Raw genomic sequence first — 26,378 nt, 5'->3', positions numbered from 1 at the left:
GATGTAAATGGATGAGTCGATCCGGCATGTCAAGCATTGCGATTTAATCGCATGCGATTTATATTCCCGGCATGACAAAGGCCTCATCAACGCAACCGCCGGCCGATCTTGATCCCTTCGAGGATTTCCTGTGCTTTTCGGTCTATTCCACCGGGCTGGCCTTCAATCGCATCTACAAGCCGCTGCTCGACCGCCTGGGTCTGACCTATCTGCAATACCTCGCCATCCTCGCGCTTGCGCGGCAGGACGGCCAGACCGTGAGCGAGCTGGGCGAAAAGCTGTTTCTCGAATCGAACACGCTTACGCCGTTGCTCAAGCGGCTGGAGGGGGCAGGGCTGGTCGAGCGCCGCCGTTCCACGGAAGACGAACGCGTCGTGCGGATCACACTGACGCAAGAGGGGCGAGAGACTGCGCAACAGGCCCGTTGCGTTCCTGCCGAACTCATGAAGTCTACAGGTCTTGCCGGGGAGGAACTTGATGTGCTGAACCGGGCGCTGAAGAAGCTGCGGGGAGAGCTGAGAGACGGGCGGGAAGGGGAGCAGGACGACGGCTGAAACCCAGTGCCTTTAATCGCTATTGCAACTCGATATCAATAATAGTAGGTCGCCCGTCATGGATCGGCCTGCTACCCAATCGAACCGTGAAAGCGAGCCGTGCTTGTTGCGGCGGTTTTCGCCAAGCCAGGCTTTTGGCGCTGCAAACGCAATTGCGTTGCATGATGCCGGCGCGGCGCTACTAGGCAGACGCTTCAAGCCCATGACCCCCTTAGGCCTCTTCCGGCACCGGGCGCTTGCGCCTGCGAATGCATCTGCTATGCGCCGCCAGCGCGCGAAAGCGGCGCTCGGCCTGTTTGGGTCCAGTCGTGGGCTTAACCACTTTACCACCCGAGGAATGAATTGATGAGCGACGGTCAGGCCGTATTGGCCCCTCTTGAACCCACTGCCGCCCTGACGGTCGAGGAAGTTCTCACCGTCCGTCACTGGAACGAGCACCTGTTCAGCTTCACGATGTCGCGTCCGGCCTCGTTCCGCTTCCGCTCGGGCGAATTCGTCATGCTCGGCCTCCAGGGCGAGAAGCGCCCGCTGCTGCGCGCCTACTCGATCGCCAGCCCTTCCTGGGCCGAGGAAATCGAATTCCTCTCGATCAAGGTGCAGGACGGCCCGCTGACCTCGCGCCTCCAGCTCGTGCAGCCTGGCGACCAGATCTATCTCGGCCGCAAGCCCACCGGCACGCTCGTCACCGACGCGCTGCTGCCGGGCAAGCGCCTGTTCATGCTCTCGACCGGCACCGGCCTGGCGCCCTTCATGTCGCTGATCCGCGATCCGGACGTCTATGACCTTTACGATGAAGTGATCGTCGTCCACTGCGTCCGCCGCGTCAGCGACCTTGCCTACCGCGAGGAACTGGAAAGCCAGCTGGCCGAAGATCCGCTGGTTTCCGAACAGGCGCTGGTCCAGTTGCACTACGTGCCCACCGTCACCCGCGAACCGTTCCACACCACCGGCCGCATCGGCGCGCTGGTGGAAAGCGGCCGTATGTTCGAAGGACTGAAGGGCGACGCGCGCTTCAATCCGGAGACCGATCGCGTGATGCTCTGCGGCTCGATGAACATGATCAAGGACTTCTCGCACGATCTCGAATCCTGGGGCTTCACCGAGGGTTCGAACGCCAAGCCGGGCGACTTCGTGATCGAACGCGCGTTCGTAGGTTAAGAGAGCGCGGCTCCGTTCAGTGGGTTTCACGCTCGGTTTGTGATCGAGCGTGACACTTTACGGACGGGGGCACGCTACCTATATACCGACCGGTATGAAATGTTCGGCCCCCACCACGACTCGCGGTCGTCCGCGTGAGTTCGACCCCGAAAAGGCGCTGACGGCGGCACTTCGGGTGTTCTGGCAGCGCGGCTACGAAGGCGCGTCGATGGCGGAGCTGACCGAGGCGATGGGCATCACCAAGCCCAGCCTCTATGCCTGCTACGGCAACAAGGAAGCGCTCTTCAAGAAGGCGCTCGACCTCTATGAGCGCGACAAGCTGGCTTATGTCGGCAAGGCGCTGGAAGCGCCCACTGCGCGCGGCGTGGCCGAGCGGCTGCTGACGGGCGCGATTTCCACGCATTGCGGCGGCAGCGATCCGCACGGCTGCCTCGGCGTGATGTCCACGGTCACCTGCACGATGGAGGATCCCTCGATCCGCGACTTCGTGACCGAACGCCGGATCGCCACCGAGGATGCGCTGATCGAGCGCTTCGAACGCGGCAAGGGCGAGGGCGACCTGCCCGATAGCGTCGATCCCCGCTGCCTCGCGCAGTGTCTCACCACGGTGCTCCAGGGCATGTCGGTGAAGGCACAGGGCGGCTCCTGTGCGCAGGAGTTGAAGGGCGTTGTCGACACCTATCTGACGATGTGGCCCGGGAAGTAAGGCTTTAGGGTTTGGCGGTACTCCACCGTCACGCGCTACGTCATCCTGAACTTGTTTCAGGATCCATCTCTCGACCTCAACCATCGGCCTGATCGGCGGAATGGATCCTGAAGCAAGTTCAGGATGACGTTGACGGTTGACGCGGTAACATCGGGTTACGCCCGAGTTATGAGGCTTTTCCTTCGCCGTCTCGCCCGCGAAGCTTCGAAAAAATCTCATTCAACCGGCGTTCAGACCCTTGAAATGAGCACTTTCGAACAAATCTTACCAAGCGGTACAGAAAGTCGCTTGACGAGATACCGCACCGCAATATATACCGCTTGGTACAGAACGAGGTAGCCCGACTCGCCGCTTGAGGGAGTAGCGGGCGCCACGTTCCCAACGGTCCGGTCAACCGGGCCTCCCTTCGGCGCCGCCTGTCCCCGCAGGTGACTCCTAGAATACGAACCTGTGCAGCTGGTGTTTTCGGAATGCGATTCCGGGAGGTGTCCTGCTGTGCCTGAAAACTTTCCGACGCCCCTTGCGCCGGAAGACCCCGGCGTGCGCCCTTTTCCCCCTCCTGTCCCGAGGGCGCGCGCCGGGCACCTTTCCAGGGAGCACACAACATGGCCTTCATCGACTTCACCGATGCAGCGCTCCACGCGCTGCCCGCGACCGCCACCGCCTTCGGGCGCAACATTCCCGAGGCGCCTCTCGCCGCCGCCGATCCGCTGTCGCATTTCGAGCGCAGGATCGTCGAACTGGCACGGACGGACAGCCTCGAAACGCTTCGGCCGCAGCGCAAGCGCGGCTGGTTCGCTCGCCTGATCTTCGGCCCGCAGCCGCCTTCGCCCATGCTCGCCAACGAGCAGCTGGAAGCGCTGCGCCGCCTGGCCGTGCAGGCCTGGCACAATGGTTACACGTTGCCCGCTTCCGTCATGAAGGAAGCGCGCGTGGCCGGCCATAGCGAGGCCAAGATCGGCGCCGTCATCGACTTTATCGGGCGCTCCCGCGCCCCGTTCCGGAGGCTTGCCGCGTGAATTTCCCCGTATCCCCAGAAACCCTCGCCGCGGCGGAAGCGGAGGCAGAGCGGCACCCCAGCCCGTCGCGCCGCCCGAAGCGTGGGCGTCAGGCCGCCGTGGCCGCCATCGCGCTGATCGCGGTGGCCGGCATCGGCTGGAAGACCTTCAGCCACTCCGAAGCCGACGCGGCACCGATGGCGCCCGCCGTCGTCCAGGCCGCCACGCCGCTGATCCGCGACGTGACCGAATGGGATGATTATGTCGGCCGCTTCGCCCCCAGCAAATCGGTGGAAGTGCGTCCGCGCGTTTCGGGCGCGATCACGCAGTTGTTCTTCAAGGACGGCGATTTCGTCCGCGAAGGGCAGCCGCTGTTCACCGTCGATCCGCGCCCTTACCGCGCCGCGCTGGCCGAGGCGCAGGCGGAAGTGGCCTCGGCCCAGAGCGCGCTTGTTCTTGCCAGGTCCGACTATAACCGCGTTGCGGGACTCACCGGTGACGAGGCCATGGCTGCCAGCGAAGTCGACCAGCTTCGCGCTAAGGTCCGCGCCGCCACTGCCGCGCTGGCGGGGGCCGAGGCCCGCGTGCGTCAGCGCGCGCTCGACGTCGAGTTCGCCACGGTGCGCGCACCCATCTCGGGCCGAATTTCGGATCGCCGCGTGGACGTGGGCAACCTCGTCTCGGGCGAAAACGGCACCGGCGCCACCCTGCTGACGACGATCAACGCCGTCAGCCCGATCTACTTCACCTTCGACGCTTCCGAAGCGCTGTTCCTCAAGACCCAGCGCGAGAAGGCCGAGCATAAGCAGGCCGCCAACGTCCAGGTCCGCCTCCAGGACGAGGCAGCCTATCGGTGGAACGGCAAGCTGGACTTCACCGACAACGGGCTCGACCCGCGTTCGGGCACGATCCGCGTGCGCGCCGTGCTCGACAATGCCGACGGGTTCCTGACGCCGGGCATGTTCGGCAACATGCGTCTGGCCGAAGGCGGCACGGTCAAGGCCATGCTGGTGCCCGACGATGCGATTCAGTCCGACCAGGCCCGCAAGGTGGTGCTGACCGTGGGCAAGGACAGCGTGGTCGCAGCCAAGCCGGTCGAGCTCGGCCCGCTGGTGGACGGCCTTCGCGTCATCCGTTCCGGCCTTGCCCCGACCGACCGCGTCGTCATCTCCAACTACCAGGCCGCCATTGCCGGCGCCAAGGTCAATACCCGTCGCGGCCAGATCGCGGTGGATCCCAAGGCGGCTGCGGTCGTCTCTGGCCCCAGCGCGCCCGTTGCCGCGCAGGCCACGCTCGCCAACTGACATTCACCCAACCGGGGGAGCGGTCCTCAAACTGAGTGACCGCTCCCCGTGAGAGGGGCATATTCCCATGCGATTTTCCCGGTTCTTCATCGACCGGCCGATCTTCGCAGGCGTCATCGCGGTGATCCTCACCGTGGTGGGTGCGCTTGCGTTCTTCGGCCTGCCGGTCAGCCAATATCCCGACATCGTCCCCCCGACGGTGACGGTGACCGCCCAATATCCCGGCGCTTCCGCCGAAACCGTCGCCGACACCGTGGCCGCTCCCATCGAGCAGGAAATCAACGGCGTCGACGACATGCTCTACATGTCCTCGCAGTCTACCGGTGACGGCAAGGTGACGATCACCGTCACCTTCAAGATCGGCACCGACCTCGATGCCGCGCAGGTTCTCGTGCAGAACCGCGTCGCCATTGCCGAACCGCGCCTCCCCGACGCGGTGCGCGCGATGGGCGTGGTGACGCGCAAGACCTCGCCCGAGTTCCTGATGGTCGTGAACCTGCAATCCCCGGATGGCACGTTCAACCGCGACTACCTGTCGAACTACGCCCTCACGCAGGTCAAGGACCGCCTCTCGCGCCTGAACGGCGTGGGCGACGTGCAGCTGTTCGGCTCGCGCGACTACGGCATGCGCATCTGGATCGATCCCACCAAGGCCGCCGCCATGAACCTGACGGCGGGCGAGATCGTCGCCGCGCTCAAGGCGCAGAACGTGCAGGTCTCCTCGGGTGCGATCGGCGCGCCGCCTTATGATCGCGGCAATGCCTACCAGGTCGGCGTCGAGATGCAGGGACGTTTGACCACGCCCGAGCAGTTCGGCGACATCGTCGTGCGCACCGATGCCGAAGGCCGCCAGGTCCGCGTGCGCGATGTGGCGCGGGTAGAACTGGGCGCGCAGGACTATACCACCAACACTTACCTTTCGGGCAAGCCCACCGTGGTTATCGCCGTGCTGCAACGTCCGGGCTCGAACGCGCTCGACGCCGCCAAGGCCGTGCGCGCCGAGATGGACGACGTGGCCACGCACTTCCCCAAGGGCCTCGAATACTCGGTCATCTACAACCCCACCGAGTTCATCGGCCAGTCGATCGATGCGGTGTATCACACGCTGTTCGAGGCGGTGATCCTCGTCGTCCTCGTCATCCTCGTCTTCCTCCAGAACTGGCGCGCCGCCGTTATTCCGATCATCGCGATCCCGGTCTCGCTGGTCGGTACTGCGATCATGCTCGCGGCGGTCGGATACTCGCTCAACAACCTGTCCCTGTTCGGGCTGGTGCTCGCCATCGGCATCGTCGTCGACGACGCGATCGTCGTGGTCGAGAACGTGGAACGCTACATCGAGGAGGGCATGTCTCCGCTAGAGGCCGCTCGCCGCTCGATGGACGAAGTGACCGGTGCCCTGATCGCCATCGTCCTGGTGCTCTGCGCGGTCTTCGTGCCGACGCTGTTCATCACCGGCATGTCGGGCCAGTTCTACAAGCAGTTCGCCGTCACCATCACCACGGCAACGGCCATCTCGCTGCTGCTCTCGCTCACGCTGTCCCCGGCCTTGGCGGCGATGCTGCTGAAGGAAAAGCATGGGCTGCCCGCCGACGCCCCGCGCTGGAAGCGCGCGGTGCAAGGTGCCGCTGACAAGTTCAACCACGGCTTCGAACGCATGAGCGAGGGCTATGCCCGCCTCACGCTGACGCTGGTGAAGCGCCCGGTGAAGATGATGGCCGGTTATGCCGCGCTCATCGCCGCCACCGTGGGCATGTTCTGGGCGACGCCTGCGGGCTTCATCCCGAACCAGGACCAGGGCTACTTCCTCGCGGCGATCTTCCTGCCGCCGGGTTCGTCGCTGAACCGTACGGACGAAGTGACGCAGGAAGTCGCCAAGCGCATCCTGCCGGTGAAGGGCCTGCGCGGCGCGGTGATGTTCGCCGGCTTCCACGGCCCCTCGCAGACCGCCGCACCGGACGCCGCCGCCATCTACTTCCCCTTCAAGAGCTTCGAGGAGCGGAAAGCTCTCGGCGTGACCTATGAAGGAATCATGGCCCAGGCTCAGGCCGCCATGCAGGGCTATGACAAGGCGCAGGTCCTGCTGATCCCGCCGCCGACCATCAACGGCATCGTCCCTCCGGGCGGCTACCGCATGGTCGTGGAGGACAAGGAAGGGCGCGGTCTGGCCGAGCTTCAGAAGGCCGCCGGCGCGCTGATCGCCAAAGCCAACCAGGCCCCCGAACTGAGCCAGGTCTACACCTTGTTCACGATGAACACCCCGCGCGTCTATGCCGATGTCGATCGCCGCAAGGCCGACATGCTGGGCGTCTCTCCCGCCAAGGTCTTCGAGGCGATGCAGGTCTATCTCGGATCGTCCTACATCAACGATTTCAACCTGTTGGGACGCACTTATCGCGTCACCGCGCAGGCCGATGCCGAGCATCGCGGATCGACGGCGGACATCGCCAACCTCCAGACCCGCTCGGACTCGGGTGCGATGGTTCCGGTCGGCTCGGTCGCGACCTTCAAGGACCAGACCGGACCCTACCGCGTGGTGCGCTACAACCTGCATCCGGCGGTGGAAATCGACGGCAGCTACGGCAAGGGCTACTCCTCGGGCCAGTCGCTGGCGACGATGGAGAAGATCGCGGGCGAAACCCTGCCTTCGGGCTACGACACCGAGTGGACGGGTATCGCCTATCAGCAGGCCACCGCAGGCAATACCGCCGGCGTGGTGTTCGGCATGGCCGTGCTCTTCGTCTTCCTGGTGCTCGCCGCTCAGTACGAGAGCCTGACCTTGCCGCTGGCGATCATCCTGATCGTGCCGATGTGCCTCTTCGCGGCCATGCTCGGCGTGAACCTCAGGGGGATGGACAACAATATCCTGAGCCAGATCGGCCTCGTCGTGCTGATCGCGCTGGCCGCCAAGAACGCGATCCTCGTGGTCGAGTTCGCCAAGCAGGCCGAAGAGGAACGGGGCTATTCGCCGGTGGAGGCAGCCGTCTACGCGGCCCGCACCCGCCTGCGCCCGATCCTGATGACGTCGCTGGCCTTCATCCTCGGCACGGTGCCGCTGGTGATCGCGAGTGGAGCAGGCGCCGAGCTTCGCCAGGCGCTGGGTACGGCGGTGTTCTTCGGCATGACCGGCGTTACCGGCTTCGGCCTGCTGTTCACGCCCACCTTCTACGTCGTCTGCCGCAAGCTGGCGGTCTCGCTGAGGCGCAAGCCCGCAGCCGGGCACCATACAAGCCACGGGGCCAGCCACGCGGTCGTGCCGGCGGAATGAAAGGACGGATGATGTCCATGAATATCAAGAATCTGGTTGCGGGACTTTTCGCTGCGACCGCTCTCTCGGCCTGCGCCGTCGGACCCGACTATGTCGCGCCGACGCCGCCGGCCCAGGCAGGGGCGCCCTTCGTGGGCGTCCAGACCGCCGAAGTTACCAGCGCCGCGCCCGACGCTACCTGGTGGCGGCTTTACGAAGACCCGGTGCTCGATGGTCTCGTCGCCGATGCGCTGGCCGCCAATACCGATGTGCGGGTAGCGGTCGCGCGGATCGAAAAGGCCCGCGCCAGCTTGCGCGGCTCGCGTTCGGACCGCCTGCCGCAGACCGACATCAGCGCCACCGGCACCTATGGTCGCGTTTCCGAGGCGCAGGTTCTTCCCGGTTTCGACCGGGAAGGGCGCCGGGTCGACGGTCAGCTTGCAGTGAGTTACGAACTCGACCTGTTCGGCCGCGTCTCGCGCGGGATCGAGGCTTCGCGCGCCGATCTCGCTGCCGCGCAGGAGGATGCCGACGCGGTGCGGGTAACGGTGGTGGCCGACACCGTGCGGGCCTATGTCGATGCCACCAGCGCCGCCGACCAGCTGGGTGTCGCCCAGCGGACCGTCGATCTGCTCGACCGTTCGACGCGGATCACCAATGCCCGGTTCGAGCGGGGGCTCAACCAGAAGCTCGACGTGATTCGGGTGACCCAGCTTCGCGAGCAGCAGGCGGCGGCTATCCCCAGCCTCCAGGCTGCCCGCGACGCGGCGCTTTTCCGTCTCGCCACCCTGACGGGCCGAACCCCGCAGGACCTGCCCGAAGCGGCGCGCACCCGCACGACCACGCCGGACGTCAGCAAGCCGATCCCGGTGGGTGACGGCGCTACTCTGCTGGCGCGCCGCCCCGACGTGAAGGCGGCCGAACGCCGGCTTGCGGCGGATACGGCACGCGTGGGCGTGGCAACGGCAGACCTCTATCCCAAGATCACGCTGGGCGGTTCGGTGGGCACGACCGCCGTGGGCGTGACCGACGTGTTCGGTGGAGGGCCGCTGCGCTGGCTGCTCGGGCCGATGATCTCGTGGGCCTTCCCCAACCAGGAAGCCATCCGCGCGCGGATCGGCGGCGCCAAGGCCGATGCCAAGGCCAATCTCGCCAGCTTCGACGGCACCGTGCTGCGCGCGCTGGAAGAGACCGAAACCGCGCTTTCGGCTTATCGCAATGCCCTGCTGCGCAAGGAGCGGCTCGGCTCGGCGCGCGAGGCGGCGGAACGGGCGGCAAACGTCAGTCTGGCGCGCGAGAGCAGGGGGCAGATCGATTCGCTCGACGTGCTCGATGCGCAGCGTACCCTGGCCCAGTCCGAGGCCGACTATGCGGCGGCGACCCGCGCGGTGGCTTTCGCGCAAGTGGACCTGTTCCGGGCGCTCGGCGGCAGTTGGCAGCAGACCTGACGGGCACGACAGGCAAACGAGAAAGGGGGCGGCAAGGTGATCCTTGCCGCCCCCTTTTCCTGTCCGGCTAACCCGATCAGCGCGAGCCGAAAGCGTAGCGCACGTTGATGCCGAACTCACGCGGCGCCGTAACGGTCACGCCGTTGTAGGTGCTGGTGTAGGTTGCGGCGGTCGGTCCGGTGAACACCGGCGCGCCATTCTGGATACCGCCGAAGCCCAGCTGCTGATAGGCCGTGAACAGCGGGTTGGTGCGGGTGAGGGTCTTGGTCGTCTCGAACACGTTCTTGGCGTAGAACCCGATTTCCCAGGCGCCGTCCTGCGCACGCAGGCCCGCGAAAAGGTTGACCAGGGCATAGTCGCTCACATCGTCCCAGGCATTGCCGGGGTCGCCCTGCGACTTGCCGGTGTAGGTCATGAGACCGCGCACATAGGCATCCGTGTCTCCGAACGCGGGGAACGAGTACTCGCTCTGGAGGGTGGCGGAGAAGGGCGCCATGAAGGAAGCGCGCTGGTTCACCTGGCATGCGGCGATATTGTCGGCGCCGACGGCGGCCTGCAATTCTGCCAGGCTGGGTGCGTTGGTGGTCGCGTCAGGGACGCCGTCGCCGTTGAGATCGTTGCACGGGATCGTGCCGTTCTTGATCTTGCCCAGCGAGTAGCTGGCCGAGGCGTTGAACTTCCACATCGGCGTGATGTCGAACGAAACGTCGCCTTCCACACCGTTCACTTCGACCGGCACGGCGCCCACGAAGTTGAAGTTGTTGACCTGCTGGGCCAGCCCGGTGACCGCGCCGCTCGCGTTCCGCAGGGCCACCGTGTTGACATAGAACACGCCCGATCCCGGCACGCGGTAGGGGTAGTTCTTGAACTTCTGGTGGTAGCCGGTGAGGTTGAAGCGCAGGCGCCCGTCCATCAGCGTGGACTTCAGGCCGATCTCATACGATTCCGAAGTCTCGGCCGGCAAGCGCAGGAACGAGTTTTCCAGCGGGGACGGCGTGATGTTGAAGTCACCCACCACGTTGATGCCGGGACGCCACGAACTGCCGGTGGCGGCGTAGATCATCAGGTCCGGGGTGAAGTTGTGCTTGATGGATCCGCTGTAGATCCACTTCTTGGCCTTCTGGGCGTTGTTGGCGATCGTGGCGCCGTTGACGATCAGCTGGCTCTGGTCCTGATAGTCGATGTGGCGGACGCCGCCCGAGACTTCGGTGGCATCGCCGATATGGACGGTGAGGTTGCCGAAGATCGACTGCTCGTGGGTCTTGCCCTGGCTGGTGATCGGCGTCTGCACCACTTGCGCCAGACCGCCGCCGAGCGCGGCCGGCAGGGCCACGGCGGTGGGGTTGGTGAGATCGGTGTGCGGCTGGTTGCGGCTGTCGAAGAAGCCGACGACATAGTCGACCATGTCGAACAGGCGTTCTTCGTTCTGCAGGCGGATTTCATGCGACTTGGAGGTGGAGCGCGTGTTGGTCTCCTGGAGAATGTCGCCCGCGAAGCGGTTGCCACGGTCGAAGTTCTCGGTCGAGTAGATCTTCTGCTTGTAATACTGGCCCTGGTAGATCAGGCGCTGGCCCCACTGGGCGGCTTCCGCGCGCCAGTTGTAGACGTCGAACACCTGCTTGACGATACGGGGCTGCTCGTAGTTCGAGAGGCGGTCCTTCGATGAGATGTAGACCGGGCTCGCGGGAGCATCCGGGTTCACTTCCGAGAACGAGGCGATCTGATCGTAGCTGCGCTGGTCGCGGTCGAGGCGCTGGTACGTGCCTTCGAAGCGCAGCCAGTCGGTCGGGGTCACGAGCGCCGAAAGACGGCCGCTCTTGGTGCGGGCCCAAGGATCGCGGTTGGTGTAGATCGAACGGACGCGATCCACCTCGTTTTCGTCCCACACGCCGGCGGCGCGAATCGCGGCGATGCCTTCAATCACCGGGATGTTCAGCGCGCCCTTGATGTTCTGGGTGCCGATGTCGTTGGCGGTCATGTCGATGACGCCGCCCAGCGAATAGAGGTCGGGCTTCCTGGTGGTGACGGTGATGGAGCCCGAGGGCGAGGCGCGACCGCGCAGCGTGCCCTGGGGACCACGCTGCACTTCGATCTGGCCGATGTCGTACATCTGCTGGAGCACGATGCCGGCGGTGATCGGGGCGTCGTTCATATAGAATTCGACGGTCGGGTTGTTGCCGCTGGCGTTCACGTCGAAGTTGACGCCGCGCAGCTTGGCGTTGCCGCCGATGCCGTTGGCATTGGTGTCGAGCTGGAGACCCGGCGCCAGGGTCGAGACTTCCCGGAAGTCGCGAAGGTTGAGCTTGCCGATCTCGTCGGCGGTGACGGTATCGATCACGGCGGGAACGTCCTGCACGTCTTCATCGCGGCGGCGTGCCTGGACGATGATCACGTTGGCTTCGCTCGCAGATCCGGCGTCGGCCGCAGGTGCCGTTTGCGCCAGGGCCGGGGCGCCTATCCCGATGCCGCAGATACCCGACAGGCCCGCCGAACACAGCATAAGCTGCTTGAACGCACGCATGAACTCTCCCTCCGATGTCTTTGCTCTTGTTACCTACTTGGGTGCTTTTGGAGGCAGGGTCTTGTCAAATGAAATGCCTTCATTTTCATCAAACTACGGCATGGCGTTATTTGAACAAGAGTTCAGTCATTGATCATGACATTGAATAACAACGATTCTCTAGAAGTTATGAGATGGTGTAACGCAAAAAGGGGCGCCGCAGCGCCCCTTTCCCGATTTGAAACCTGATGGGTGCTACCGATCAGTTTCGGCTGGCCAGACCCTTGTTCAGGTAGAGTGCCACCAGCGTGGCGATCGCGCCCGAGAGCAGGTAGCCGCCCGAGGCGATCAGGCCCCAGTTGCTGGACAGCAGCAGCGCCGCCAGCGGTGCGAAACCGGCGCCGAACAGCCAGGCAAGGTCGCTCGTGAGCGCCGAGCCGGTGTAGCGGTGTTCGCTGGCGAAGCCCGAGGCGACGACGCCGGAGGACTGGCCGAAGGCGAGGCCGAGCAGGATGAAGCCCACGATCATGAAGGCGATCTCGCCCGCCGGGCCGGCATCGAGGAGCTGCGGGGCGAAGCCCGAGAACACGGCGATGGCGACGGCGCAGGAGCCAAGCAGGTTGCGGCGGCCGAACTTGTCGGCGATCCGACCCGATGCGATCACGGCAACCACGCCGAACGCAGCGGCCAGCGCTTCGATCAACAGGAAGCCGATCGGCGAATCGGGGGTGAACAGGAAGACCCACGAAAGCGGGAACACGGTGACCATGTGGAACAGCGCGAAGCTGGCGAGCGGGGCGAAGGCGCCCAGAACGATGGTCTTCCACTCGGTGCGAAGCGTCGCGCCGACGCTGACCGGCTGAAGGTCGCGGCTGGCGAAGAGGTTTTCGAACTCCTCGGTGACGACGATGCGCAGACGCGCGAACAGCGCGACGACGTTGATCGCGAAGGCCACGAAGAACGGATAGCGCCAGCCCCAGTCAAGGAAGTCCTCGGCGGGCAGGGCGGCAATCATGAAGGCGAAGAGCGTGGAGGCGACGATCAGGCCGAACGGCGCGCCGAGCTGCGGGATCATGGCGTACCAGCCGCGCTTGTGCTCGGGCGCATTGAGCGCGAGCAGCGAGGCCAGGCCGTCCCAGGTGCCGCCAAGGGCGAAGCCCTGGCCCAGGCGGAACAGGCAGAGCAGGATGATCGCGGTGCTTCCGGCCGATTCGTAGGAAGGCAGGAACGCGATCGCCGCGGTGGAGCCGCCGAGCATGAACAGCGCGATCGTCAGCTTGGTGCCGCGGCCATAGGCGCGGTCGAGCGCCATGAAGACCAGCGAGCCGACCGGACGGGCGATGAAGGCCAGCGCGAAGACGGCGAACGAGTAGATGGTGCCGGTCAGCGCGTCCACGAAGGGGAAGAACAGCTTCGGGAACACCAGCACCGAGGCGATGGCGTATACGAAGAAGTCGAAGAACTCCGAGGTTCGGCCGATGATCACGCCGATGGCGATTTCACCCGGCGAGGGCTGGTGATGCTCCTTGAACGTCGGCAGTCCCAGGGCTTCGCGGGGCTGGGGGATGCTGGTCATTTCGATTCTGCGGCCTTCGTTTCGGGTCCGTGGGCGGCGGGCCCTGGAAAGCCTGCCGGACGCGGACGAATCAAGGCGGGCGCGCGAGACGCCCGGCTACATATAGGGGGGCGTATCGTCATTGCCGGCCTTCAAGGGGATTGGACAAAATGTCCTATGTTCGCACTCGCGGCATGGGCCTAGGCGCTCCTCCCATGCGCCCACCCGAGTCCAGACCGAAGCCGCGGCAGCTGACCGCGCTCGCCAAAGTCCTTGCCGCCTTGTCCCTGACTGGCGCGCTTTCCGCTTGCAACACCGTCGTGCTCAACCCGGCCGGGGATGTCGCGCGTCAGCAGGGTGACCTTGTCGTCATCTCCACGCTGCTGATGCTGCTCATCATCGTTCCGGTCATGGCCGCGACGTGTCTTTTCGCGTGGCGTTACCGCGCGTCCAACAAGGAGGCCGTCTACCAGCCCGACTGGGATCACTCTACCCAGCTCGAACTGCTGATCTGGACCGCGCCGCTTCTCATCATCATCTGCCTCGGCGCCCTGACCTGGGTCACGACTCACCTTCTCGATCCCTACCGCACCCTTGGCCGCATCGACGCGGCGACGCCTGTCGCCGCCAGTGCCAAGCCGCTGGAAGTCGAAGTCGTCGCGCTCGACTGGAAGTGGCTGTTCATCTATCCCGAGCAGGGCGTGGCCACCGTCAACGAGCTGGTCGTGCCGACCGGCCGTCCGCTCCACTTCAAGATCACCTCGTCGAGCGTGATGAACTCGTTCTACGTGCCCGCCATGGCCGGCCAGATCTACGCGATGCCGGGCATGGAAACCCGCCTGCACGCCGTGATCAACAAGCCGATCGAGACTGTCGGCTTCTCGGCCAACTACTCCGGCGCCGGCTTCTCCAACATGCGCTTCGCCACGCACGCCGTCACCGATGCGGACTTCGCCAAGTGGACGGCCGACGTGAAGGGCAACAAGGACGGCGGCACTCTCGACCGCGCCGCCTATCTCCAGCTCGAAAAGCCGAGCGAGAAGGTACCGGTCATCCGCTTCGCCGCTGTCTCGCCCGATCTCTATGACGCGATCGTCGACATGTGCGTCGAGCCCGGCAAGATGTGCATGAGCGAAATGATGGCGCTCGACGCGCGCGGCGGCCTGGGCAAGGCCGGCATCCGCAATGTCGAGATGCTCGCCTACGACAAGCATGGCCGCGACGTCGTCGCCAAGGCCAATGCCAATCCGAACGCCGCCGTCCAGCGCGAGCTGGCCTGGGTTCGCGCGCTCTGCCGCCAGATGCCGGGCGCCGCGCCCGACAATACGGTGAAGGCGCCGGACAACCTGCGTTCGCTGACCGGTGCCGGCATGGCTGCACCGCAGTCGCTGCCGCTCTTCGGCAAGGGCGAGCAGGCGCTCGCGAAACCGAAGACCGAGCCGGTAGCCGTCAACGACGCCGCGCACTCCTCTCAGATTTCCCGGAACTGATAGAACAATGGAAGTTGTAGACCATTCTCACTGGAGCCCGTTATTGGGCCGCCTGTGGTGGGACGCCATGCCACAGGAACCGATCGTGCTCGCCACGTTCGTCGTCGTCGCCCTCGGCGGCGCGGCGCTTGTGGCCGGGCTGACCTATTTCAAGCTCTGGGGCTATCTCTGGAAGGAGTGGTTCACCAGCGTGGACCACAAGAAGATCGGGATCATGTACATGATCCTGGGCCTGATCATGTTCCTGCGCGGCTTCGCCGACGCGGTCATGATGCGTATCCAGCAGGCGATCGCCTTCAACGGCAACGAGGGCTACCTCAACGCCCACCACTACGACCAGATCTTCACCGCCCACGGTGTGATCATGATCTTCTTCGTGGCGATGCCCTTCGTCACCGGCCTGATGAACTACATCGTGCCGCTGCAGATCGGCGCGCGCGACGTCAGCTTCCCGTTCCTGAACAACTTCAGCTTCTGGATGACGACGGCGGGCGCGGTGCTGGTCATGGCCTCGCTGTTCATCGGTGAGTTCGCGCAGACCGGCTGGCTGGCCTATCCGCCGCTGTCGAACCTGGCGTACAGCCCGTGGGTCGGCGTCGACTACTACATCTGGGCCCTGCAGATCGCGGGTGTCGGTACATTGCTTTCGGGCGTCAACCTGATCGCGACCATCGTCAAGATGCGCGCGCCGGGCATGACCATGATGCGCATGCCGATCTTCACCTGGACCTCGCTCTGCACCAACATCCTGATCGTCGCCGCCTTCCCGGTGCTGACGGCAGTGATGACGATGCTCACGGTCGACCGCTACCTCGGCTTCAACTTCTTCACGAACGACTTCGGCGGATCGCCGATGATGTACGTCAACCTGATCTGGATCTGGGGCCACCCAGAGGTCTACATCCTCATCCTGCCGCTGTTCGGCGTCTTCTCGGAAGTCACCTCGACCTTCAGCGGCAAGCGCCTGTTCGGCTACTCGTCGATGGTCTACGCGACGCTGGTCATCACCATCCTCTCGTACCTCGTCTGGCTGCACCACTTCTTCACCATGGGTTCGGGCGCGAGCGTCAACTCGTTCTTCGGCATCACCACGATGGTGATCTCGATCCCGACCGGCGCGAAGCTGTTCAACTGGCTGTTCACGATGTATCGTGGCCGCATCCGGTTCGAACTGCCGATGATGTGGACGATCGCCTTCATGCTGACGTTCACGATCGGCGGCATGACCGGCGTGCTCCTTGCGGTGCCGCCTGCCGACTTCGTGCTGCATAACTCGCTGTTCCTGATCGCCCACTTCCACAACGTCATCATCGGCGGCGTGCTGTTCGGCATCTTCGCTGCGATCAACTTCTGGTGGCCCAAGGCCTTCGGCTTCCGCCTCAATGAATTCTGGGGCAAGGTCAGCTTCTGGCTCTGGGTTCCGGGCTTCTGGTTCGCCTTCATGCCGCTCTACATCCTCGGCCTGATGGGCGTTACCCGCCGCATGCGCGTGTTCGACGATCCGTCGCTGCAGATCTTCTTCGTCATCGCCGGGTTCGGCGCGGCGATGATCGCGGGCGGCATCGGTGCCATGCTCATCCAGTTCGCGGTGTCGATCTGGAAGCGCGAGGAACTGAAGGACGAGACGGGCGATCCGTGGAACGGCCGTACCCTGGAATGGTCGACCTCGTCGCCGCCGCCGGAGTACAACTTCGCCTTCACGCCGATCGTCCACGACATCGATGCCTGGGACGACATGAAGCGCTGCGGCGTGGAGCGTCCGACCTCCGGCTACCGTCCGATCCACATGCCCAAGGGCACCGGAACGGGCCTGATCCTGGCCGGCCTGTCGGTCGCCCTCGGTTTCGCGATGATCTGGTACATCTGGTGGCTTGCGGCGGTCTCGTTCGTCGGGATCCTCGGCTACGCCATCTTCCATACCTTCAACTACAAGCGCGACTACCACATCCCGGTCGAGACGGTCGAAGCGACCGAGGCCGAACGCACGCGCAAGCTTGCAGCGGCAGGAGCCTGATCGATGACTGCCACTGCTGAAATGAAGCTGAGCCAGCCTGAACTCCAGGCCGCGTTCTACGACCTGGACGAGCACGACCATCCCGAAGGCGGCAGCACCATGCTGGGCTTCTGGATGTACCTGATGAGCGACTGCCTCATCTTCGCGATGCTCTTCGCCGCCTACGGCGTGCTCGGTGGCAGTTTTGCCGCCGGGCCGGGGCCGAAGGATCTCTTCGACCTGCCGCTGGTCGCGCTGAACACGGCCATGCTGCTGTTCTCGTCGATCACCTACGGCTTCTCGATGCTGGCCATGGAGAAGAACAACAAGGGTGCCACGCAGCTCTGGCTGCTGGTCACCGCCGTGTTCGGCGGCGCGTTCCTCTTCATCGAACTCTATGAGTTCAGCCACCTGATCCACGAAGGCGCGACGCCGATGCGCTCGGGCTTCCTCACCGCGTTCTTCTCGCTGGTGGGCACCCACGGCCTCCACGTCACCTTCGGCCTGATCTGGCTGTTCACGCTGGTCGTCCAGATCGGCAAGAAGGGCCTGATCCCGGCCAACAAGCGCCGCCTGATGTGCCTTTCGCTGTTCTGGCACTTCCTGGACGTGATCTGGATCGGCGTCTTCACCTTCGTCTATCTCATGGGAATGCTGTGATGAGCGACCACGTTCACCCCAACCACCACCTCGACGACGATCACGGCAGCCACGGGTCGCTTCGCGACTACGTGATCGGCTTCGTTCTCTCGGTCGTTCTCACCGCCATTCCGTTCTGGCTGGTGATGACCGGGGCGATCGCCGACAAGTCGACCACGGCCCTGGTGATCATGGCCTTCGCAGCGGTGCAGATCGTGGTTCACATGATCTACTTCCTGCACATGAACACGAAGTCCGAGAACGGCTGGACCGTCATGGCCCTGATCTTTACGATCGTCATTCTCGTGATCACGCTTTCCGGCTCGCTTTGGGTGATGTACCACCTGAACCACAACATGATGCCGATGACGAGCCACGAGATGGGCGAACTGCCCTGATCGGGACTTGGGAAAAGAGACGAAACTGACCGACCCAATGCGGACAGAAACGGATCGAACGGAAGCGCGGCGGCCCTGGGGGCTCGCCGCGTTTCTGCTGGTGGCGCTGGTCGCCTTCCTGGCGCTGGGCCTTTGGCAGGTGCAGCGGATGCAGTGGAAACACGCGCTGATCGCCCGCGTAGAGGCGCGGGTCCACGCGGCGCCCGTCGCGGTGCCGGAGGATGCCCGGCTGATCGGAGAGGGCGCAAGCGACCTCAATTATCTGCGCGTGCGGATTTCCGGGACTTACCTGGCCGAGGCCACGTCGTTGGTTCGTGCCGCGACCAACCTGGGTACCGGCTATTGGACGATGACGCCGATCAGGACGGCCGAAGGACGGCAGGTCTGGATCAATCGCGGCTTCGTGCCGGCAGGCACCAAGCGGGCGCAGGCCGCCGCGACCGCGCCCGCCGGGCCTGTGGTCGTGACCGGACTGCTTCGGCCGACCGAACCGGGCGGCAGCATTCTTCAATCGAACCAGCCCGGCGCCGACCGCTGGTATTCGCGTGACGTCAAGGCGCTGGCCATGGCGCGGGGCATTGGCCCGGTAGCTCCCGCCTTCGTCGATGCCCAGGTGGAGCAGTCGGCGCCGGTGCAGGGCCTTCGGCCCGTGCCGGGCCTCACCCAGATCCACTTTCCCGACAGCCACCTGAGTTATGCGCTGACCTGGTTCGCCATGGCGGCGATGTCGGCCATGGCGCTGATCTTCGTCTGGCGGCGGGGGCGATGGATCGCCTGATAGAGCTTTTCGCACCACACGGATTGCCGGGCGGATCGGCGAGCCGGGCCAATGTGGTGCTGCTCACCCAGTTACGCTGGACAGCGGTATTCGGCCAGCTTGCCACAATTGTGATCGTATCACAGGGGCTCGGCGTGAAGCTGGAGCTGGCGCCGCTGCTGCTGGCGCCGTTGCTCCTGATCGTCGTCAACCTCGCTTCGGCCAGCGTGGTGCTGAGACGGCGCGATTTCAGCCAGGGCGAGCTGTTCTCCGCCCTGATGGTGGACGTGATCGCCCTGTGCTGGCAGCTCTACCACAGCGGCGGCGCGACCAATCCCTTCACGTTCCTGTTCCTGCTCCAGATCGTGATCGCGGCAGTGATCCTCGATCTTCGCTGGAGTTCGCTGGTCGCGATCAATGCCTGCCTCTGCATGCTGCTGCTGACCTATTTCTACGTGCCGCTGCAACTGCCGGCACGCTATGCGCAGCATCCGTTCGAACTCTATATCTACGGCAGCCTATTCTGCTTCGTGCTGGCGGCGGTGCTGCTGATCGTCTTCGTGGCGCGGCTCGATTTCACCCGGCGCGAGAGCGACGCCAAGCTCGCCGCGCTGCGCCAGCAGGCGGTGGAGGAAGACCACATCATCCGCATGGGCCTGCTTGCTTCGGGCGCGGCGCACGAACTGGGCACGCCGCTGTCGTCGATCTCGGTCATCCTCGGGGACTGGGCGCGGCAGCCGGGCATTGCCGACGATCCCGACCTCGCCGCCGACCTTGCCGACGTGCGCCGCGAACTGGCGCGCTGCAAGAACATCGTCAGCGGCATCCTGATGTCCGCGGGCGAAATTCGCGGCATCGACCCGGCCGTCACCACCCTGCGCGGCTTCCTGGGCGAGATCCTGGAGGAGTGGCGCGCCCGCATGCCGGGGGAACTGCGATTCATCGATCGTATCGTGGAGGATCGCTCGATCGTCTCGGATCCCGGCCTGAGGCAGGTGATCGGCAACGTGATCGACAACGCGGTGGAGGTTTCCCCCGGCCTCGTCGTCATCGAAGCGCGGGTGGAGCACGGCCGGCTGGTGCTCACCGTCAGCGATCGCGGTCCCGGCTTCGCGCCCGACATGCTGCCGCGCGTCGGCCAGCCCTACGCGTCCACCAAGGGCCGCGACGGTGGCGGGCTGGGGCTGTTCCTGGTCGTCAACGTACTCCGGAAGCTCGGCGGCAAAGTGGCGGTAGACAACCTGGCGGAGGGCGGGGCAAGGGTGCAACTTGCGATTCCCCTTGCTACACTGGCGTTCGAGCCCAGAAAGGGCGAGGATTCAGCCGGGGCGCCATGACAGAAGCAGCAGTGATCGATCCAGACGGAGCCAGCCTGCTGATCGTGGAGGACGATCCCACCTTCGCGCGCACCCTGAGGCGCTCGTTCGAGCGGCGCGGTTACCGCGTCAGCTCCGCCGCCAGTCCCGACGAGGTCGAGGCCCTGAGCGGAGTTGAGGCCTTCGAATATGCCGTGATCGACCTGAAGCTGGGCGCCTCATCGGGGCTGGCGGTGGTGCAGTCGCTCCACGCGCGTTCGCCCGAGACGCGGATCGTGGTGCTCACCGGCTATGCCTCCATCGCCACCGCCGTAGAGGCGATCAAGCTCGGCGCCTCGCACTATCTGGCCAAGCCCTCCAACACCGACGATATCGAGGCGGCGTTCACCAGCGGGGAGGGCGACGCCAGCGTTCCCGTCGACGGGCGGCGCAGCTCGATCAAGACGCTGGAGTGGGAATATATCCACCGCACCCTCGTGGAGTGCGAGTTCAACATCTCCGAAGCCGCACGTCGCCTCGGCCTTCACCGTCGCACCCTCGCGCGTAAGCTTGAGAAACGGCAGCTGTAGAGGGCTTCATTGGCCGTTCTAGAATCGTCATCCTGAACTTGTTTCAGGATCCATTTCTCGACACGAACGGCAGCCTGTTTGGCAAAATGGATCCTGAAACAAGTTCAGGATGACGTGGTGTTTGGCGACGGGCATGGCGTGAAAAGCGATACGTGGGGAGAAACTTCGACATGACGGACAATCCCACCCCACCGCTCGCACGGCTTCCCGCGATCGATCCCCGTGCGCTGATGACGTTTCGCGTGGTCTGCGAAACCGGCTCGATCAGCGCGGCGGCGCGGGCGCTCAATCTGGCGCAGCCCTCGGTGTCCAACACCATCGCCTTGCTGGAACGGCGCCTGGGCGTCACCCTGTTCGAGCGGCGGCGGGGGGGAATCGTGCTCACGCGCGAAGGTGAGGTGCTGCGCCGGCCGGCGGAGGCGATGGCGCGCCTGCTGTCCGATGCAGTGAGCGACGTGGTTCACGCGCGCCACCATATCGCCGGGCCGCTGCGCATCGGCGGTACGCCCGGTGCCTTGCTCACCCTGTTGCCGGGTGCAATCATGCGGGTGGAGGAGGCCGTGGGCGACTTCGCCCTGAGCGCGGTGGAGCGGCCGGACGAGCAATTGCTCGACATGCTGCGCAAGGGCGAGATCGAGCTGGCCTTCGTCACCACGCGCATCCAGAACGTTCCCGAAGACATGGCGGAAGTGACCTGCGCGCGCGATCCCTTCGCGCTAATCGTGGGGCCGCGCCATGCCGACCTCGGGGATCGCGTCTCGCTTCGCGACGTGGAGCACTATCCCTGGGTCTTGCCGGAGGCGCGGGGCGCGTTCCGCAGGCAGGTCGATGCCCTGTTCATCGCTGCCGGCGTCTCGGTGCCGCGCACCACGATCCGCTGCGACTCGCTGCTCACCACCCGCGCCATCGTGCGCGAAACCGATCGCGTGACGGTGCTGCCGCGCACGGTCGCGATGGATGGTGCCTCGGATGGATCGATCCGGGCGATCGCGATCCAGGAGGCCGTGTTCGAACGCAGCGTCGGCGTGCTCCGTCTGGCCGAGCGCCGGCTTTCCCCTCTGGCCGAAGCGATGCTGGACGCTCTTTCCGCAGCCGATCGACCGGAAGCCTAGACGACGATCAACTTGACGCCGAGTTCCTGCAACCGCGCGGCCATGTCCTGCGGAATGCCGGCGTCGGTGACGATCGTGTCCACTTCATTCAGCCCGCAGACGATGGCGCCGGAGGAGGAGCGAAACTTCGAACTGTCCACCAGCAGCACCACTTCCTCGGCCCGGTCCATGAACCGGCGCTCTGCGGCGACGAGGATGACGTCCTGCTGCATCACCCCCTGCGGGCCTACCGCCGCGGCGCCCATGAACAGCTTGGGAGCATGGAAGCGCGGCATCGAATCCTCGCCCGCCGGGGCAAGGACGATGTTCTGTTCGCGGAAGACCGTGCCCGAGGGCAGCAGCACGCGGGTTCCCGTCTGCGGCAGCAAGGCATGGACGATGTGCAGCGAGTTGGTGAGCACCTGCACGTCCAGCCCGTCGAGATAGGGGCACATCTGGAGGGTGGTGCTCCCACCGTCGATCATGATCCCCTCGCCGGGGCCGCACAGCCTGGCGGCGGCGCGGCCGATCGCCTGCTTGGCGGGCAGGTTCTGGGTGATCGACTGCTCGAACGGCGTGCCGGCCAGACCCTGCTGTCTGTCGGGTTTTTCCTCTTCGGGCAGCTTGGCGCCGCCGTGGACGCGCTGGATGCGGCCGGATTCCTCCAGCCGCGTCAAGTCGCGCCGGATCGTGGCGGGCGAGGCGTCGAGCTGGGCTTCGAGAGCACGGTAGCTCACGAAGCCCGTGTCGGCGACGGCCTCGAGTATCAGGCGTTCGCGTTCCTCGGCGTGCATGCGACTTGTGCTTCCTTCTGAGGGGACAGACCGGGATCGGCCTGCTCCGCTTCGAGCTGTTCGAGCGACTTGCCCTCGTTGCGCGGCGCCCAGAGTGCGCCGATGATCCCGCTGATGACAAGGAACCCGGTAAGAATCCAGGCCAGGTTCGTAAAGCCCGTGGCGTTGAGCATGGGCACGAAGAAGCTGAAAACGCCCAGCGAGATGCGCACGATCGCGAAGCAGACGCCCTGCGCGGTGGAGCGCAGCATCGTCGGGAACATCTCCGAACTCCAGAGCTGGAAGAAGCTCTGCGCCCCGAAGCCGCCGCCGAACTGGAGCAGGAAGACGTAGAGCAGCGCCACCGGGATCGTCAGCGGGAATACCGCCAGCAACATCATGCCCGCCACCTGGATCACTGCCGAGATGATGAACAGCGTGCGCTGGTTCACCTTGTCGGACAGGCGCATGAACACGAAAGTGACGGAGATCATCGCCACGAAGAACGATACCGCCTGGATGGCGACGCTCTGCGCCTGGGTGGCCGCGCCCATGGTGCGCAGGATGTAGGGGAAGAAGAACCCGTTGGTGCCGGCCCAGAGGTTCCAGAACCCGTACATGCCCACGAGTCCGAGGATCGATGTCAGGTACTTGCCCTTGAACAGGCTGGACACGGGCGGGCGCTTCACGTCCGACTTCTGGGCCTCCACCCAGCGTTCGGACTCCTTCATCCTGGAGCGCAGCAGGGTAAGGCCCAGCGCGATCACCACCAGGTGTGCGAAGACGATCCGCGCGCCCAGCACGCCGAGCGAGGTCAGCGCCAGGCTCATCAGCAGCACCACCACCGGGCCGAGGTACCACAGCGCCTGCGCCACGCCCGAATGCTTGCCGCGCTTGTCGTCCGGCGCCTGCTCCGCGATCAGCGACCAGCTTGCCGGAATGTCCGCGCCCACCGCGAGGCCGACGATCAGGAAGCCGACGACGATCATCCACGGCGCCACCGCGAAGACCAGCATCGACATGCCCGCTGCGTAGATCAGCATATCCCACTGGTAGATCTTCTTGCGGCCGAGCTTGTCGCAGAGCCAGCCGCCGATCAGCGCCCCCACGCCCGCGCCGATGGCATTGGGGCCGAAAGCGGCGATCAGGCCGACGAAGTCGTTGGAGAGATGATAGCTCTCCTGCCACAGCGCGAGCGCGGCGGAACCGGCGACGATCGAGCCGGCATCGATGTAATTGGCGAGGCCGGCCAGAATGGTATTCCGCCAGTTTTCCTCCCCTCCCTGAACTTGCGTCATTTTATGGTCCCTCCCGCCAGGATCGTTCTGTCGATCTCTGCGATTTTCGTGGTGCCGGTGAGCGCCATGGCGACGCGCATCTCGGCCTCGATCAGTTTCAGCATCTTGGTGACGCCCGCTTCGCCGCCCGCGGCCAGCGCCCAGGCCCAGGCCCGGCCGAGCAGGACGCCCTTGGCGCCCAGCGCCAGCATCCGCACCACGTCGAGGCCGGAGCGGATGCCGCCGTCTGCCAGCACCGTCATGCGATCGCCCACCGCATCGGCGATCGGCGGCAAGGCGCGGGCGCTGGAGAGCACGCCGTCGAGCTGGCGCCCGCCATGGTTGGACACGACCAGCCCATCGGCACCGAGCGCGGCGGCTTCCTTGGCGTCCTCCGGGTCGAGAATGCCCTTGATGACGAGCGGCCCCTTCCATTCCGAGCGGATGAAATCGAGGTCGCGCCAGTTGATCGAGGGGTCGAAGTTGTTCCGCATCCAGGCGAAGAAGTCCTCGATCCCGGTCTTGCCCAAGAGCACCGGAGCGACGTTCCCCAGCGTATGCGGGCGGCCATGGATGCCCACGTCCCAGGCCCATGCGGGCCGCGCGGCGGCCTGGGCGAAGCGCCAGGCCGCGCCCTTGAACCCGCCGGTTCCGGCAAGGCCCGTGTGATAGTCGCGGTAGCGGCTGCCGGGCACCGGCATGTCCACGGTGAACACCAGCGTGGAGCAGCCGGCTTCAACTGCCTTGGCCAGCAGGTCTTTCATGAAGGCGCGGTCGCGGATCATGTAGAGCTGGAACCAGAACGGCTTGGCAGCCGCCCTGGCCACTTCCCCGATGGTGCAGGCGCCGACGGTGGAGAGCGTGAAGGGGACGCCCGCCTTGTCCGCCGCGCGTACCGCCTGGCACTCGCCGCGTCGGGCATTCAGCCCCGCCAGGCCGATCGGAGCGAGAGCGACCGGCAGGGCCAGCTTCTGGCCGAACAGCTCGGTCGAGAGGTCCAGTTGCGAAACGTCGCGCAGCACCCGCTGGCGCAAGGCAAGATCGGCAAGGTCGGAGACGTTGCGGCGCAGCGTCGCTTCGGCATAGGAGCCGCCGTCGATATATTCGAACAGGAAGCGTGGCAGCTTGCGGCGGGCGGCTTCGCGGAAGTCGGGGATCGATGCAGTGATCATGCGAAGGCCTTCGCGACGGAATCCTGCCACAGCGTCCGATAGCCCGCGAGGTCGCCCTCCAGCGGCTCCACCCGGCGCAGGCCGCCCTGTGCTTGCAGCAGCGGGTTGATGAGGCGCAGCGCCCCGAACGAGACGTCGTTATGCGCGTTGGCGACGTAGACTTCGGTTTCCGGCCTCAGCGCGGCCAGCGCGCGAACGAAGACTTCGGCTTCGGCGAAGCGGCCTTCGATCAGCAGGCGCTGCTTCGATCCGATCAGGTCCAGCGAAGTATCGGCCACCATCGCGGCATAGAGGCAGATCGCGGCGCGGCGGGCGTACCAGGTTCCCTGCCATTCCACGGGTGCGTTGACCCAGCGCGCTTCGCCGTCCGGGAACGGTCCGAAACCGGGAGCAAGCGTCGGCATCATCATGGTGCGGCGGCGCAGCAGTCCGGGGACTTCTTCCATCAGCCGGGGCTGGTCCGGCCTGATATCGACGCGGCGGGTATCGAGCTGGATCACCGATTCGATCTCTCGCCCGCCCATGAAGCGGGCCGACGGCACCGGCCAGCCATAGGCATCGACATTGACCAGCGTGTCGCGCGCCTCGGGCAGCGAGGCGATGGAGAATGTTTCGGCGGCGAGGCGCATGGCGATGAACCAGGTGCCGGTGGACAGGATCGTCGCCTCCTGCCGCGCGATCTCAGTAAAACCGCGCGCCGCGAGCAGCGCGGCGTTGGAATCGTGCAATCCCGCAAGGACTTGTGCCGTGGCGGGAAGCCCGGTTTCGGCCGCAAGCTCGGGGCGCAGGGTGCCCACGGCATCGCTCGCCTTGACGATGGGCGCGAACCGTTCCGCCCAACCGAAACGCTCGGCCATCGGAGAGAAGCGCGCATCGGCCGGGCGCCACAGGTCGGTATGGCAGCCCAGGCTGGTCACTTCGCTGGCAGCCTGGCCGGAGAGGAACCAGGCCCAGTACTGCGCCCAGGGCACCAGCGTGGCCCCGGCCATTTTCTCGGGATGAAGGCGGCTCATCCAGTAGACCTGGGTGCCCAGGTTGAGGCCGTCCGGCAGGGCGGGAGAGCCGGTGAGGGTGAAGGCGTCACGCTCGCGGCGGTAGTCCGCCATCACGTCTTCGGGGATGGCCTGTTCGTAGTCGAGCGGTGGGAACAGCAGGCCGTCCTCACCAAGCGCCGCGAAGCCGGCGCCGTGCGCCACCGGAACGATCGCCTCAACCGGATGGCCCGACCAGCCGCGCAGGGTTGCGCGCAGCCATTGGCCGATCCCCGTAACGTCGAGGCAGCGTAGGCCCTCCTGTTCGCAAGGGCTGTTGGGACGCACCTGCCGATCGAGCATGCGGCCGCCGCGCGTCCACAGCGTCAACTTGCTGAGAGTCTTGCCGATATCGACGACTATGAATGTACCCGTACCCGTCATGGCTCTTTCAACCATCCTCAA

Annotated in this window: 21 protein-coding genes; 15 read left to right on the top strand and 6 right to left on the bottom strand. The window is 65.3% G+C overall.

The features are described 5' to 3' along the window. Positions 1-71 precede the first annotated feature (71 nt). The 7 genes from ACI3K3_RS13715 to ACI3K3_RS13685 all read left to right on the top strand — a co-directional run bounded on the left by ACI3K3_RS13715 (position 72) and on the right by ACI3K3_RS13685 (position 9,412). The gene (locus ACI3K3_RS13715; RefSeq protein WP_404914552.1) at positions 72-554 is read left to right on the top strand and encodes a MarR family winged helix-turn-helix transcriptional regulator; all 483 of its coding nucleotides are present in this window, start codon (positions 72-74) and stop codon (positions 552-554) included. 345 nt (positions 555-899) lie between these two features. Then, positions 900-1,712 carry a ferredoxin--NADP reductase gene (locus ACI3K3_RS13710; RefSeq protein ID WP_404914550.1) on the top strand — a complete coding sequence of 271 codons (813 nt, stop codon included), beginning with the start codon at positions 900-902 and terminating at the stop codon, positions 1,710-1,712. A 94-nt stretch (positions 1,713-1,806) separates the two neighbouring features. Beyond that, positions 1,807-2,418: a TetR/AcrR family transcriptional regulator gene (locus ACI3K3_RS13705; RefSeq protein WP_404914548.1), complete on the top strand. Its 612-nt coding sequence runs from the start codon at positions 1,807-1,809 to the stop codon at positions 2,416-2,418. A 605-nt stretch (positions 2,419-3,023) separates the two neighbouring features. Further along, positions 3,024-3,437, top strand: a complete 414-nt coding sequence (locus ACI3K3_RS13700) for a hypothetical protein (RefSeq protein WP_404914546.1) — start codon at positions 3,024-3,026, stop codon at positions 3,435-3,437. Next, positions 3,434-4,720, top strand: coding sequence for an efflux RND transporter periplasmic adaptor subunit (locus tag ACI3K3_RS13695; protein WP_404914544.1), 1,287 nt, complete (start codon positions 3,434-3,436; stop codon positions 4,718-4,720). The genes ACI3K3_RS13700 and ACI3K3_RS13695 overlap by 4 nt, the downstream gene beginning before the upstream one ends. Before the next feature lie 67 nt (positions 4,721-4,787). Next, on the top strand, positions 4,788-7,985 hold the full coding sequence (locus ACI3K3_RS13690) for an efflux RND transporter permease subunit (RefSeq protein ID WP_404914542.1): 3,198 nt from the start codon (positions 4,788-4,790) through the stop codon (positions 7,983-7,985). Positions 7,986-8,002: 17 nt separating this feature from the next. Beyond that, the gene (locus ACI3K3_RS13685) at positions 8,003-9,412 is read left to right on the top strand and encodes an efflux transporter outer membrane subunit (protein WP_404914540.1); all 1,410 of its coding nucleotides are present in this window, start codon (positions 8,003-8,005) and stop codon (positions 9,410-9,412) included. Between the two features lie 76 nt (positions 9,413-9,488). On the opposite strand, the gene ACI3K3_RS13680 is transcribed toward ACI3K3_RS13685, so the two are convergent. After that, the gene (locus ACI3K3_RS13680) at positions 9,489-11,912 is read right to left on the bottom strand and encodes a TonB-dependent receptor (protein WP_404914570.1); all 2,424 of its coding nucleotides are present in this window, start codon (positions 11,910-11,912) and stop codon (positions 9,489-9,491) included. A 262-nt stretch (positions 11,913-12,174) separates the two neighbouring features. Next, on the bottom strand, positions 12,175-13,488 hold the full coding sequence (locus tag ACI3K3_RS13675) for an MFS transporter (protein WP_404914538.1): 1,314 nt from the start codon (positions 13,486-13,488) through the stop codon (positions 12,175-12,177). Between the two features lie 194 nt (positions 13,489-13,682). Between ACI3K3_RS13675 and cyoA the strand changes: the two genes are divergently transcribed. The 8 genes from cyoA to ACI3K3_RS13635 all read left to right on the top strand — a co-directional run bounded on the left by cyoA (position 13,683) and on the right by ACI3K3_RS13635 (position 21,741). Next, positions 13,683-14,957: a ubiquinol oxidase subunit II gene (cyoA, locus tag ACI3K3_RS13670; RefSeq protein ID WP_404914536.1), complete on the top strand. Its 1,275-nt coding sequence runs from the start codon at positions 13,683-13,685 to the stop codon at positions 14,955-14,957. 7 nt (positions 14,958-14,964) lie between these two features. Then, positions 14,965-16,971: a cytochrome o ubiquinol oxidase subunit I gene (cyoB, locus tag ACI3K3_RS13665; RefSeq protein WP_313433796.1), complete on the top strand. Its 2,007-nt coding sequence runs from the start codon at positions 14,965-14,967 to the stop codon at positions 16,969-16,971. Positions 16,972-16,992: 21 nt separating this feature from the next. Next, complete coding sequence (gene cyoC / locus ACI3K3_RS13660) at positions 16,993-17,610, top strand: cytochrome o ubiquinol oxidase subunit III (protein WP_404914568.1); 618 nt, start codon at positions 16,993-16,995, stop codon at positions 17,608-17,610. Continuing rightward, positions 17,610-17,987 (top strand): cytochrome o ubiquinol oxidase subunit IV, encoded by a 378-nt coding sequence (gene cyoD / locus ACI3K3_RS13655; RefSeq protein WP_404914533.1) that lies wholly within the window; start codon positions 17,610-17,612, stop codon positions 17,985-17,987. The genes cyoC and cyoD overlap by 1 nt, the downstream gene beginning before the upstream one ends. Before the next feature lie 37 nt (positions 17,988-18,024). Beyond that, positions 18,025-18,765 carry an SURF1 family protein gene (locus ACI3K3_RS13650; RefSeq protein ID WP_404914531.1) on the top strand — a complete coding sequence of 247 codons (741 nt, stop codon included), beginning with the start codon at positions 18,025-18,027 and terminating at the stop codon, positions 18,763-18,765. Continuing rightward, positions 18,753-20,081, top strand: coding sequence for an ATP-binding protein (locus tag ACI3K3_RS13645; RefSeq protein ID WP_404914529.1), 1,329 nt, complete (start codon positions 18,753-18,755; stop codon positions 20,079-20,081). Before ACI3K3_RS13650 ends, ACI3K3_RS13645 begins: the two co-directional genes overlap by 13 nt. Then, a complete protein-coding gene (locus tag ACI3K3_RS13640; RefSeq protein WP_404914527.1) occupies positions 20,078-20,629 on the top strand; it encodes a response regulator transcription factor in 552 nt (183 codons plus the stop codon). Before ACI3K3_RS13645 ends, ACI3K3_RS13640 begins: the two co-directional genes overlap by 4 nt. A 170-nt stretch (positions 20,630-20,799) precedes the next feature. After that, positions 20,800-21,741: a LysR family transcriptional regulator gene (locus ACI3K3_RS13635; RefSeq protein WP_404914525.1), complete on the top strand. Its 942-nt coding sequence runs from the start codon at positions 20,800-20,802 to the stop codon at positions 21,739-21,741. Here ACI3K3_RS13635 and ACI3K3_RS13630 read toward each other — a convergent pair. Genes ACI3K3_RS13630 through ACI3K3_RS13615 form a run of 4 tightly spaced genes read right to left on the bottom strand, consistent with a single transcriptional unit; the run spans position 21,738 to position 26,357 of the window. Further along, on the bottom strand, positions 21,738-22,514 hold the full coding sequence (locus ACI3K3_RS13630) for a DeoR/GlpR family DNA-binding transcription regulator (protein WP_404914524.1): 777 nt from the start codon (positions 22,512-22,514) through the stop codon (positions 21,738-21,740). The genes ACI3K3_RS13635 and ACI3K3_RS13630 overlap by 4 nt on opposite strands. Continuing rightward, positions 22,487-23,791, bottom strand: a complete 1,305-nt coding sequence (locus ACI3K3_RS13625) for an MFS transporter (RefSeq protein WP_404914523.1) — start codon at positions 23,789-23,791, stop codon at positions 22,487-22,489. The genes ACI3K3_RS13630 and ACI3K3_RS13625 overlap by 28 nt, the downstream gene beginning before the upstream one ends. Further along, a complete protein-coding gene (gene lldD / locus ACI3K3_RS13620) occupies positions 23,788-24,942 on the bottom strand; it encodes an FMN-dependent L-lactate dehydrogenase LldD (protein ID WP_404914521.1) in 1,155 nt (384 codons plus the stop codon). The genes ACI3K3_RS13625 and lldD overlap by 4 nt, the downstream gene beginning before the upstream one ends. Next, complete coding sequence (locus ACI3K3_RS13615; protein ID WP_404914519.1) at positions 24,939-26,357, bottom strand: FGGY-family carbohydrate kinase; 1,419 nt, start codon at positions 26,355-26,357, stop codon at positions 24,939-24,941. Before ACI3K3_RS13615 ends, lldD begins: the two co-directional genes overlap by 4 nt. Between the last annotated feature and the right edge of the window lie 21 nt (positions 26,358-26,378).

It is taken from the genome of Novosphingobium sp. ZW T3_23, assembly GCF_044987305.1.
Lineage (GTDB): Bacteria > Pseudomonadota > Alphaproteobacteria > Sphingomonadales > Sphingomonadaceae > Novosphingobium.
The sequence above is the reverse complement of the archived record's forward strand: the minus strand, read 5'-3'. Positions and strand labels throughout refer to the sequence as shown.